The 11,164-nt window shown below is 73.7% G+C and carries 9 protein-coding genes and 1 pseudogene; 5 read left to right on the top strand and 5 right to left on the bottom strand.

Going from position 1 to position 11,164, the window contains the following annotated elements; genetic code table 11:
- Positions 1–657, top strand: a pseudogene (locus ACOV8S_RS12330) (TerD family protein); the annotation flags it as partial.
- Positions 658–762: 105 nt separating this feature from the next.
- Here the strand turns inward: ACOV8S_RS12330 and ACOV8S_RS12325 are convergent.
- Positions 763–2,181, bottom strand: a complete 1,419-nt coding sequence (locus ACOV8S_RS12325; RefSeq protein ID WP_448317817.1) for an alkaline phosphatase PhoX — start codon at positions 2,179–2,181, stop codon at positions 763–765.
- Between the two features lie 416 nt (positions 2,182–2,597).
- Positions 2,598–4,085, bottom strand: coding sequence for a hypothetical protein (locus ACOV8S_RS12320; protein ID WP_448317816.1), 1,488 nt, complete (start codon positions 4,083–4,085; stop codon positions 2,598–2,600).
- Between the two features lie 210 nt (positions 4,086–4,295).
- Here ACOV8S_RS12320 and dapA point away from each other — a divergent pair, with 210 nt between their 5' ends.
- Positions 4,296–5,183, top strand: a complete 888-nt coding sequence (dapA, locus tag ACOV8S_RS12315; RefSeq protein WP_448317815.1) for a 4-hydroxy-tetrahydrodipicolinate synthase — start codon at positions 4,296–4,298, stop codon at positions 5,181–5,183.
- A gap of 60 nt (positions 5,184–5,243) precedes the next feature.
- On the opposite strand, the gene ACOV8S_RS12310 is transcribed toward dapA, so the two are convergent.
- Positions 5,244–6,509, bottom strand: a complete 1,266-nt coding sequence (locus ACOV8S_RS12310) for a WD40 repeat domain-containing protein (RefSeq protein ID WP_448317814.1) — start codon at positions 6,507–6,509, stop codon at positions 5,244–5,246.
- Positions 6,506–7,054, bottom strand: a complete 549-nt coding sequence (locus tag ACOV8S_RS12305) for a SigE family RNA polymerase sigma factor (RefSeq protein WP_448317813.1) — start codon at positions 7,052–7,054, stop codon at positions 6,506–6,508. The genes ACOV8S_RS12310 and ACOV8S_RS12305 overlap by 4 nt, the downstream gene beginning before the upstream one ends.
- Before the next feature lie 190 nt (positions 7,055–7,244).
- On the opposite strand from ACOV8S_RS12305, the gene ACOV8S_RS12300 reads away from it, so the two are divergent.
- Both ACOV8S_RS12300 and ACOV8S_RS12295 read left to right on the top strand, forming a co-directional pair.
- Positions 7,245–8,081: a DUF817 domain-containing protein gene (locus tag ACOV8S_RS12300; RefSeq protein ID WP_448317812.1), complete on the top strand. Its 837-nt coding sequence runs from the start codon at positions 7,245–7,247 to the stop codon at positions 8,079–8,081.
- Positions 8,082–8,225: 144 nt separating this feature from the next.
- Positions 8,226–8,606: a hypothetical protein gene (locus ACOV8S_RS12295; RefSeq protein WP_448317811.1), complete on the top strand. Its 381-nt coding sequence runs from the start codon at positions 8,226–8,228 to the stop codon at positions 8,604–8,606.
- 155 nt (positions 8,607–8,761) lie between these two features.
- On the opposite strand, the gene dapD is transcribed toward ACOV8S_RS12295, so the two are convergent.
- A complete protein-coding gene (gene dapD, locus ACOV8S_RS12290; protein WP_448317810.1) occupies positions 8,762–9,751 on the bottom strand; it encodes a 2,3,4,5-tetrahydropyridine-2,6-dicarboxylate N-succinyltransferase in 990 nt (329 codons plus the stop codon).
- A 298-nt stretch (positions 9,752–10,049) separates the two neighbouring features.
- On the opposite strand from dapD, the gene ACOV8S_RS12285 reads away from it, so the two are divergent.
- A partial coding sequence (locus ACOV8S_RS12285) for a hypothetical protein (RefSeq protein ID WP_448317809.1) occupies positions 10,050–11,164 on the top strand: 1,115 nt, incomplete at its 3' end.

The raw sequence follows: 11,164 nt of genomic DNA, 5'->3' as shown, positions 1-11,164 counted from the left end.
GCCCACCGTCGCCGATCCGCGGGCCTTCGCCTCCACGCCCCCGGCGCCGCCCGCCGCACCCGCCGCGCCCGCGCCGGGCTCCGGCAAGGTCAACCTCGACAAGGGCCGCGTCTCCCTGCAGAAGAACCAGACGGTGTCCCTGGTCAAGGGCGGGCAGCCGGTCCTCTCCCAGGTCCGCATGGGCCTGGGCTGGGAGCCCGCCTACCGCGGCAAGGACATCGACCTGGACGCCTCGGTGATCGCCTACGGCCCGCAGCGCAACGTGGTCGACGCCTGCTACTTCGGCAAGCTGTCCATCCTCAACGGCGCGATCAAGCACTCCGGCGACAACCTCACCGGCGAGGGCGGCGGCGACGACGAGGTCATCGCCGTCGACCTGGGCCGCATCCCCCAGGAGGTCACCGGCCTCGTCTTCACGGTGAACTCCTTCACCGGCCAGAAGTTCACCGAGGTCGCCAAGGCCTCTGCCGCCTGCTGGACCCCTCGGGCAACGAGCTGGTCCGTTTCGACCTCACCTCGGCGGAGGCCAAGACGGGCGTGATGATGGCCAAGTTCATCCGCCAGTACTCCGGCGAGTGGGAGATGACTGCCATCGGCGAGTTCGTGAAGGCCCGCACGGTCCGCGACATGCTCCAGCCGTCCGCCCGCGCACTCTGAGAGCGCCGCGCCGACCGGACCGGCCGGCGGTGGGCGCCCGCGGGTACCCACCGCCGGATCGGGCGACATGGGCCGACCGCCCCGTGGCGGAGCGGCCCTCGGCGATCAGCCCTTGCGGTGCTGGCGCTTCCAGGGGCCGGTGACGGCCAGCAGGATGCCCGGGGTCTGGATGTTGGCGTACAGGGTGCGGCCGTCGGGCGAGAAGGTCACGCCGGTGAACTCGCTGTCGTTGAGCTCGTTGCGGGCGATGGGGTAGGTGCGGCCGCTCTCGGTGGCGCCGAACAGGTGGCTCAGGCCCTCGCCGTCCTCGGCGATGACCAGGCCGCCGTAGGGCGAGACGGTGATGTTGTCGGGGCCGTCGAAGTTGCCCTCGGCCTCCGGGTCGGGGTTGACGCCGATGAGCACCTTGAGGGTGAGGGTGCGGCGCTTGGGGTCGTAGAACCAGACGGCGCCGTCGTGGGCGGCGCCGGGGCTCTCCGCGCGGGCGAAGGAGGAGACCAGGTAGGTCCCGCCGTCGCCCCACCACATGCCCTCCAGCTTGCGGGCCCGGGTGACCTCGCCGGCGGCGAACTGCTTGCGCACCGACACCGTGCGGGCGTCGCGGTCGGGGACGTCCACCCAGTCGACGCCGTAGACGGTGCCGATGCGGGTGGCCCGGGAGAGGTCGTCGACGAAGCGGCCGGCCGAGTCGAAGCAGCGGGGCGCCTGCAGGGTGCCGGCGTCGTCGGCGAGGGAGGCGAGCTTGCCTCGGCCGTGACGGAAACCCTCCGGCGGGGTCCAGCGGAAGAGGAGGCCGTTGGGGTTGGAGGCGTCCTCGGTCAGGTAGAGGTGCCCGCGCTTGGGGTCGACGACGACGGCCTCGTGGGCGTAACGGCCCAGCGCCTTGATCGGCTCGGGATTCCGGTTGGCGCGCTCGTCGAGCGGGTCGACCTCGAACACGTAGCCGTGGTCCTTGGTCATGCCGTTCTCGCCGGCCTTGTCCTCGGTCTCCTCGCAGGTCAGCCAGGTGTCCCACGGGGTGCTGCCGCCCGCGCAGTTGGTGGCGGTGCCGGCGATGCCCACCCACTCGGTGACGTGACCGTCGCGGCGGACCTCCACCACGGTGCAGCCGCCGGAGGCCGCCGGGTCGTACACCAGGCCCTCGGCGAGCGGCACCGGGTTGTCCCAGCGGGAGCGGGGGCCGCCCAGCTCGTGGTTGTTGACCAGCAGCACGGTGCCGCGGCCGCCGTCGAAGGCCGCCGTCCCGTCGTGGTTCGAGGGGGTGGCCTCGCCGGACTCCAGGCGGGTCTCGCCGGCACGGGTGAGCACCCGGTAGGAGAAACCGGCGGGCAGCGCCAGCAGACCCTCGGGGTCGGGCAGCAGCGGTCCGTAGCCGGGGCCTGCGTGCTCGCCGTCGGGGGTGGTGACGTCCTCCGCCGCCAGGGCGTTGGGGGCGCTGGCGAGCACGCCGACGCTGCCGGCGAGGGCGATCCCCGCGCCGGTGAGGGCGGACTGTCTGGTGAAGTCCCTGCGCGTCAGTGACATGGGTTCTCCTGGACGGTGAGGAGTGAGGACGGTGGTGGCGTCGTGGCCGACAGCCACGTTCCGGCCACACCGTCGCGCCCATGCCTGAACACCTGCTGAACAGCGGGGGTGCGGGCGGGCCTCCGTTGCGTGAAGCGCGGAAGCGTGCGGGGGGGGTGCGGCGCGGGAGGTCCACGGGCCGCACCGCGGTGAGGGCGGCACGGGCTGTGCCGTGACCGTCGTCTGTGGTCGCCCCCCGGACCCGGAACGCCGGAAGGAAACCGTCCCGGGCCGCCCGCTCCCGGGCCGCCCCGTCAGGCCGCCCCCTCGGATCGGCCCCTCAGGCCGCCCCCTCAGGTCGGCCCCTCGGGTCGGCTGGCCCCGAGGGGCCCCAAGGGTCGGCTCCCCTAGTCACCCGCCCGGTCACCGGCCTCCGGTCAGCCGGGCTGCTGGGAGCGGGCCTTGTAGGCGGCCTTGCGGGCCTCCTTGGCGATCCTCTTGTCCGGGTGGAGCCGCCCCATCGCCTCCAGCACCTCGGCGGTGGCCGGGTGGTCGACCCGCCAGGCCGTGTCGAAGAACCCGCTGTGCTGCGCGGCCAGGCCCTCGACCAGTGCCACCAGTTCCGCCGAGTTGCCCTCGGCGGCCAGCTGCGCGGCGACGGTGTCGACGGTGAGCCAGAAGACCAGCTCCTGCGAGGGCGCGGGGATGTCCGCCGCACCGTGCTCGGCCAGCCAGACCCGGGCGAGGCCGCCGAGTTCGGGATCGTCCAGCACCTCGCGCAGCGCGGGCTCGGCCTCGGCGCCGACCAGCGACAGCGCCTGCTGGCAGTGCAGCCGGCGCAGCGGGGCGCCCGCGTCGCCGCCCCGGGCGGCGGCCAGCAACTCCCGTGCCGCGGCGAGCGGTTCGCGGCGGGCCAGCCACTGCTCGGTCTCCGCGCGGGCGGCCAGCGGGCCGTAGTGGGCGGTGCCGTCGAGCAGCGCCTCGGCGCCCTTGTCGGCGAGGTCGCCGAGGGCGGGGGCGGCGTATCCGGCGTCCAGCAGCCGGGCGCGCAGCCCGTAGAGGCCGAGCGGGGTCAGCCGGACGACGCCGTAGCGCTCCAGGTCCTCCGGCTCGTCCTCGGGGGCCTGCGGCGCCGCCTGGCCCTCCTCGACGAGCAGCGCCTCGTCGACCGGCCGGAAGTCGGCCAGGCCGGTCGGGCCGAGGATCCGGAACTGGTCGTCCAGCCGCATCATCGCGGTGGAGACCTCCTCCATCATCGCGTCGGTCGGCTCGGCGACGTCCGAGGGGACGACCACCGAGGCGGCCAGCGCGGGGAGCGGCACGGGAGTGCCCTCGGGGGCCCGCTCGTCGGCGGTGAGGAGGTAGAGGTTCGCGAGGACGCCCTCGAGGAACTCGGCCTCGGCCTGCGGGTCCCAGTCCAGCGAGGAGAAGTCGATCTCGCCGCCCTCGTCCATCGCGTCCATCAGGTCGTCGAGGTCGGGGACGGAGGCGTCGGCGATCGCCGCGTCCAGGGCGTCCAGCCAGATGTGCAGCACCTCGGCGGGGGCGCCGGAGGTGAGCAGCGCCAGGTTGTCGCCGGCGCGGACGGTGCCCTCCTCCTCGTCCACGACCTCCACCAGGCCGGTGTCGACCGCGGCGCGCCAGGCCTCACTCGCCTCCGCCTCGGCCTCCTCGGCAGCCTCGGCGTCCGTGACCGCCCCGGCGTCCGCGTCGCCCTCGCCGCTCCGGCCGGTCAGTCCCAACACCTCGGCCGCCGCCGCGAGCTGCTCCTCGACCAGGCCGCCGCCGGAGTCGACCCGGGTGTCCGGCCCCGCCCAGCGGGCCAGGCGGGCGGCCCGGGAGAGCAGCGGGGTGGCGAGCGCGTCCCGCGCCAGCTCCGCCTCGGAGGGCAGCCGTACCGGCGGCAGGGGGGTGCTGTCTGACATCGGGGCGGTTCTCCTCGGGGCGGCGTGGTCGGCGTTTCGGGCAGAGTGACCAGCCTAGACGGGTGACGGTGGCCCCGGGACGGCGTGTCCCTCTTGCGGGGGATGCACCCGAAGATCCTTGACGCGTAGGCCCACGTTTCAGTTCTGCTGCCCGGTACACACCAGAACTTTTAAGTGGACCTTCACCGAGGTGCGGCCGACACTCCAGACATGACGACGCTTCCTTTCGGACGTGCCCTGTGCGCGATGGTCACCCCCTTCACCCCGGACGGCGCCCTCGACCTGGACGGCGCGGCCGTCCTCGCCGAGCGCCTGGTGTCGGGCGGCTGCGACGGACTGGTGCTGAACGGCACCACCGGCGAATCGCCGACCACCTCGGACGCGGAGAAGGCCGCGCTGATCGGCGCGGTGCGCGCGGCGGTGGGCGAGGGGCCCTCGCTGCTGGCCGGGGTGGGCACCGCCGACACGGCGCACTCCGCGGACCTGGCCCGGCAGGCGGAGAGGGCGGGCGCGGACGGGCTCCTGGTCGTCTCCCCCTACTACAGCCGGCCGCCGCAGGACGCGCTGGAGGAGCACTTCCGCGCCGTGGCGGACGCCACGGGGCTGCCGGTGATGCTCTACGACATCCCCGGCCGGACCGGCGTGCGCATCGAGACGGCGACGCTGCTGCGGCTCGCCGAGCACCCGAGGGTGGCGGCGGTCAAGGACTGCGCGTACGACCTGCTCGGCACGCAGAAGCTGCTGGCCGAGTCGGACCTCGCGGTGTACACGGGATGCGACGAGTACGTGCTCGCCTCCTACGCGATCGGCTGCGCGGGGTACGTCGGCACGGTGGCGAACGTGGCGCCCGGTCACTTCCGGGCCGTCCTCGACGCCTTCGACGCGCGCGACACGGAACGGGCGGCCCGGCTGCAGCGCGAGGCGGTACCGCTGATCGAGGCCATGATGTCCGCGGGCCTGCCCGGCACGGTCACCGCCAAGGCCCTGCTGGCCGACCTCGGCCTCCCGGCCGGCCCGGTCCGCGCCCCGCTGCGGTCCGCCTCCACCGAGGTGACGGCGGACCTGCGCAAGCGCTACGAGACGCTGGTCGGGGCCTGACGACCGCCGGCGGACGCCGTGAGGGGAGGGCCCGGGGAGCGGGGCCCTCCCCCGTCGGGCTCAGCGGCGGACGAAGAGAGGGTCCCAGCGTCCCGCGCCCTGGTCCGAGTCACCGCGGAACCCGCTCAGCGGCACCGTCTTCTCGCTGCCGATGGTGACCAGCACCAGGCGGTTGGCGAACTCGGAGTCGTCCCGCTTGCCGATGTCCCACGCCACCAGGGTGTTCTTTCCGGCCCACGCGAGCAGCTGCTGCCCGGGCACCTCGACGCGCTGCTTGCCGGTGCGGGCGTCGTAGATCCACGAGGACGTCTTCCGCGTCACTCCGGCGAACGGTCCCGCCATGCGGGTGCCGTCGGGCGAGGCCGCCGCCTTCACCGACCACTCCCAGTGCGCCTCGCCGTCCGGCGGGTCGATGGTGCGCCCTCGCAGATCGTGGAACTCCGCGTTCGGCCTGCCCATGATCAGCCCGCCCCGCACGGCGCGGCCGTCCCGGGTGAACTCGAAGTCCTGCCGCGCGTTGACGGGCGTCAGGACGCCTTCGCCCGACTCCGGCGGTACGACCTTGCTCCAGCTGCCCCGGCCCGATCTCACGTCGACCACCCAGAACCCGGTCCGGTCGGAGCCCCGCGGCGGCTCCAGCTCCGCGGCCTCCCCCGCCGTCACGCCCGCGGTCTCGCCCGATTGCCCGGTGACGAGACGGTCCGGGTTGTCGCTGTAGGTGGTGGCCAGCAGCGAGGCGCCGTCACGGGACCAGGCCAGTCCGGCGACGCGCTGCCGCGCGTCGCCCTCGAGTTCGATCCACCGCTCGACCTCGCGGCCGCGCAGGTCGAGGATGCCGATCCGCCGGACCGGCAGGTCCCGTTCCAGCACCGCGGCCCGCCTCGCTCCGGGCGCGACCGCGACCACCGACCAGCGTTCGTCCTTCTCGTAGGTCTGCGAGTCCGGGTCGAGCAGCCAGTAGGTGCGCCGCCGCTCCCCCTTGTCACCGGTCTTCGACCTCACTGTCTCCGTCACGGCGTAGGCGGCCATCACCACGTCCCCGGCCGCGATGACCTCGCGCGGCGGCGACTGGTCCGGTCGGGCCGCGAGCTCCGTCACCGCCGGCTCGCCTCCTCCCACGGGCGCCGGCCCCCGGCCGCCCGGCAGCGGCGCCCAGAACGCCAGCCCCACCACCGCGGCGGTCGCCGCGGCGACGCCGGCGATCCGCCGCCGCACCCGTCGCCGGTGTGCCGTCAGCACCCGGTCGGCCAGCAGCGAAGCCGCCGGCGCCTGCGCGTCCGCCTGCTCCCGCAGCGCGGCGCGCACCATCTCGTCGACCCCGTTCACGGGCGCACCTCCACGGAAGAGAACTGGGAGTCCGGCTGTCCTGCCCGCCCGCCGGCCGCCTCCAACATCAGCGCGCGCAGTTTCGCGAGGGAACGGTGCGTGGTGGACCGCACGGTGCCAACCGAGCAGCCCAGCAGCTGGGCGACCTCGCCCTCCGGCAGGTCCTCGTAATAGCGCAGCACCAGCACGGTCCGCTGCCGGTTCGTGAGCGCCGCCAGCGCCTCACGCATGAACAGCCGGGTCGCGACCTGGTCCTCGGTACCGGCGCCCCCGGGGCCGGAGTCGGGCGGCTCGGCGACGGATATCTCCCGCCGCGGCCACTTCAACCGCCACCGGCCGACCTGCTGGCGGTACAGGATCCGGCGTACGTACGCCTCCGGATCGTCGATCCGCCGCCACCTGCCCACGGCCTTGACCAGCGCGGTCTGCAGCAGGTCCTCTCCCGCGTGCCGGTCCCCGCCGCAGAGCAGCACGGCGGTGGTCAGCAGCGCCGACGATCTGTGGCTGACGAACTCCCGGAAGCCGCGCACGTCATCGGCATCCATCGTCACCTTCCTCCCGGGCGGCGCCCGGCGCCCCGCCCCCTCGCCCTATCTGACGCGTGCACACCACCGCCGCTATGCCTCGTCGGGCGTTCTCGTCGAAAAACTTGGCCATCCGACTGTTTGAACGTGTTCAATAATCTCCTCGAGCGCCGTCCTTCCCCGGTGCTGGACGAAAGGCGGTACGCGTCGCATGACACGAGGACTCGCACACGGTCTGCAGCAGTTGGGGCGGTTCGCCGTGGTCCAGGCGCGCTGCTGCGCCTTCGCGGTGGCGCTGCTCGCGGGCATCGCCGGCTCCCGGCTGCTGCCCCCACTGCCGGTGGCACGCTACGACCTGGTGCTGGTGTACGGGGTGCTGCTCACCCTCGTCGCCCGCAGGGTGGGCTGGGAGTCCCGCCGGGACACCGTGGTGATCGCCGTGTGCCACGTGGTGGGGCTCTTGTTCGAGCTGGTCAAGGTGCGTATGGGGTCGTGGAGTTACCCGGAGGACGCGCTCACCAAGGTCGCGGGGGTGCCGCTGTACGGCGGGTTCCTGTACGCGGCCGTCGCCGGCTACGTGTGCCGTGCCCGGAAGCTCATGCGGCTGCGCTTCACCGGTTACCGCGCCGCCGCCACGACCGTGGTGGCGGCCGCCGTCTACCTGAACTTCTTCACCCACCACTGGATACCCGACCTGCGCTGGCCGCTCGCGCTGGCGATGGCCGCCGCGACCGCGGGGACCTGGGTGGGCTTCCGGGTGGGCGCCGACCGCTACCGGATGCCGCTCGCCGTCTCCTTCGTCCTGATCGGCTTCTTCCTGTGGGTCGCCGAGAACGCCGCGACCTACGCCGGCGCCTGGAGCTATCCCCAGCAGCTCGCCGGCTGGCAGTCGGTGCCGCTGACCAAGTTCGGCGCCTGGTCCCTCCTGATCAGCGTGACCTTCGTGCTGGTCGAGCATCTCTCGGCCGCCGACGGAGAACGGAAGGAGGTACGACACCGCACCGGCCCCGGCCCTGGCCCCGGCCCTGGCCCTGGCCGGCCGGCGTAGGACCGAACGGACAGCCGCGGAAACACCGGGGGTGCCGTCGTGATCGCCGCTACGATCGCCTCATGACGTCACATCGGGCGGATGCCGCGTAGGTCCCCACGCGAGCTCAGGGCCGCCGCGCCCCGTGGTCGGAGCGACGGCGGGGTGAGCACGCTGCTCGTCGGCGCGTGCCCCGGCCGGCCGGTCTGTTCCGCCGTGCACACCTACCTCTTCGTCGACGGCCTCGACGTGATCACGCGCAGCGACGGCGGGATGGCCGGCCTTCGCCCGGGGCTGCTGCTCCGGCCGGGCGGTCCGCTCTGTCCGACGGACACGCCGCGCACGGTGGACGTGGCAGCCCGGGAGGACTCCGGGCCGGACAGGCTGACCGTCCGGGTCCGGCTGCGACGGGAGACGGTCGTCTGGACCGGCCTGGCGTATCCGGGTGTCGGCGGCAGGCCCGTCGAGGAGGTGCGCTTCCGCCTGGGCCAGTACCTGGGTGAGGTGGCGCGGGCCTACGCGGCGCTGGCGGACGAGCCGTGGTGAGACGGCCCGGGACGACCCGCGGGCGCCTCCCTGTCCTGGCGGCCGCCCACGCACGAGCGCCCTTCCGGGCCGGCCGGGGGCCGTGGAAGGGCGCTCGATGGTGACCGTGGCCGACAGCTGTCGGCGGCCCGGCCGCGCGTCGCGGCCGCCGGCGGTCAGTTGTGGCTGTGGAGGACCTCGTTCAGGCCGCCCCAGACCGCGTTGTTCGGACGGGCCTCGACCGTGCCGGTGACCGAGTTGCGGCGGAAGAGGATGTTGGACGCGCCGCTCAGCTCGCGCGCCTTGACGACCTGTCCGTCGGGCATGGTGACCCGGGTGCCGGCGGTGATGTAGAGGCCGGCCTCGACGACGCACTCGTCGCCCAGCGCGATGCCCACGCCTGCCTCGGCGCCGACCAGGCAGCGCTCGCCGATGGAGATGACGACGTTGCCGCCGCCGGAGAGGGTGCCCATGGTGGAGGCGCCGCCTCCGATGTCGGAGCCGTCGCCGACGACGACGCCGGCCGAGATGCGGCCCTCGACCATCGAGGTGCCCAGGGTGCCCGCGTTGAAGTTGACGAAGCCTTCGTGCATGACGGTGGTGCCCTCGGCCAGGTGGGCGCCGAGGCGCACCCGGTCGGCGTCGGCGATGCGCACGCCCTTGGGCACGACGTAGTCCGTCATGCGGGGGAACTTGTCGATCGAGGTGACCTGGAGGTGCAGGCCCTCGGCGCGGGCGTTGAGGCGCACCTTCTCGATGTCGTCGACGGCGACCGGGCCGAGCGAGGTCCAGGCGACGTTGGCCAGGTGGCCGAAGATGCCGTCCAGGGACTGGCCGTGCGGCTTGACCAGGCGGTGCGAGAGCAGGTGCAGGCGCAGGTAGGCGTCGTGCGCGTCGACCGGCTTGTCCTCCAGGGAGCCGATGACCGTGCGGACCGCGACCACCTCGACGCCGCGGCGGGCGTCCGGGCCGACGGCCTTCGCGGCGCCCTCGCCGAGGAGTTCGACGGCACGCTCGGCGGAGAGCCGCTCCGTCCCGGTCGGGCCGGGGGCGTCGGCGAGCGCGGGGGCGGGGAACCAGGTGTCGAGAACGGTTCCGTCGGCGGCGATGGTCGCGAGACCCGCCGCGACGGCGCCGGTGGCGCGGGTGGCAGTCGTGTCGGTCATGAGGGAAACGCTATCCGGAGCGGGCTCGTGGAGGCGAACCGGTGTCCACGGAGCGGGCGTCCTCCTCAACGGGCGTGGGGCGGGCCGCAAGCGACCCGGGCCGTCCACCGGCGGACCCCGGCATGCCCTGCCGGAGCCCGGCGAACTAACGTTCGCCTTGCTCAGGTGACAACCACGCCACGTACAACCACGCCACGTACAACCACGCCACGTACAACCGCGCCACGTAGAACCGCGTCACGTAGGACCGCGCCACGGTCGACACCTCCGCGGCGCCCCAGGGGGGAGCACCACCGCCATGTCGTACAACCAGCCGCCGCCTCCGTACGGCCCTCCGCCGCAGCAGCCGCCCTACGGCGGCGGGTACGGCGTGCCGCCGCAGCCGCCCTACCCGTACTACGCGCAGCAGGTCTGGGCGCCGCAGCCCGGCGTCGTCCCGCTGCGTCCGCTGGGCGTGGGCGACATCATCAAGGGGACGTTCCTGGCGTTCGGCCGGTCCTGGCTGCAGCTGCTGGTCTTCGCGCTGCTGACGATGCTGGGCGTCGGTCTGCTCCTCACCGTCCCGCTGGTCCTGCTCGGCGCCGGCGACACGGAGACCGCCGCGCCCGCCCTGGTGGCGCTGTTCGTCATCGGCGGCCTGGCCTCGCTGCTGGTCCTGCCGGGACTGGTGTACGTGGCGCCCATGATCGCGCTGCGGGAGACCGTGGTCGGCCGCAAGGTCACCGTGTCGGTGCTGCGGGAACGCATCGGCGTCCGGACGCTGCGGGTGCTGGGCACGATGCTGGCGACGGCGTGCGTGATCCTGCCGTTCTTCCTGGGGGCAGTGGTGGGCGGCGTCTGTCTGGGCGTCGGCGTCGAGCAGCGGAGTCCCGGGGGCACGGCGCTCGCGGTCGTCGGCTTCCTCGTGCTGTGCGCGGCGTTCGTGGGCATGATCTGGATGGGCTACCGCCTGATCTTCGCCCCGGCGATCACCGTCCTGGAGGACCTGGGCCCGGTGGCCTCGCTGCGCCGTTCGGCGGCGCTGGTGAAGGGCGACTGGTGGCGCGTCTTCGGCATCACCTACCTGATGGGCATGATCGTCGGCGCCCTCGCGTACGTGGCGATCCTGGCCTGCATGCTGGTGATGATGGTCGTCACGGTGCCTCTCGCCTCCTCCACGGGCTTCTCCGAGGGGGCCGACCCGACCTGGGGGATCGCCGCGGTGGTGGTCGTGGTGCTGGTCGGCGCGGTGATGGCCGCCGTGTACTTCCTGACCTTCGCGCTGAGCTCGTACAGCACCGGGCTGCTCTACGTCGACCAGCGCCTGCGCCGGGAGAACTTCGCCGAGACGCTGCTCGCCGCGTCCGCCACCCCGTCCGGCCCGTCCGGCCAGCACGGTGCGGCTTCCCCGACGGCCCCGGCCGGCGCGTACCC

The sequence above is a fragment of the Streptomyces sp. CO7 genome (assembly GCF_053474865.1).
This window is presented reverse-complemented; position numbering and strand designations above follow the sequence as displayed.

Excerpts from the sequence above, each read along its gene's own strand:
- dapA (WP_448317815.1), top strand. The coding sequence starts at position 4,296 with ATGACGACGCTTCCTTTCGGACGTGCCCTGTGCGCGATGGTCACCCCC.
- ACOV8S_RS12300 (WP_448317812.1), top strand. The coding sequence starts at position 7,245 with ATGACACGAGGACTCGCACACGGTCTGCAGCAGTTGGGGCGGTTCGCC.
- ACOV8S_RS12325 (WP_448317817.1), bottom strand. The coding sequence starts at position 2,181 with ATGTCACTGACGCGCAGGGACTTCACCAGACAGTCCGCCCTCACCGGC.
- dapD (WP_448317810.1), bottom strand. The coding sequence starts at position 9,751 with ATGACCGACACGACTGCCACCCGCGCCACCGGCGCCGTCGCGGCGGGT.
- ACOV8S_RS12305 (WP_448317813.1), bottom strand. The coding sequence starts at position 7,054 with ATGGATGCCGATGACGTGCGCGGCTTCCGGGAGTTCGTCAGCCACAGA.
- ACOV8S_RS12320 (WP_448317816.1), bottom strand. The coding sequence starts at position 4,085 with ATGTCAGACAGCACCCCCCTGCCGCCGGTACGGCTGCCCTCCGAGGCG.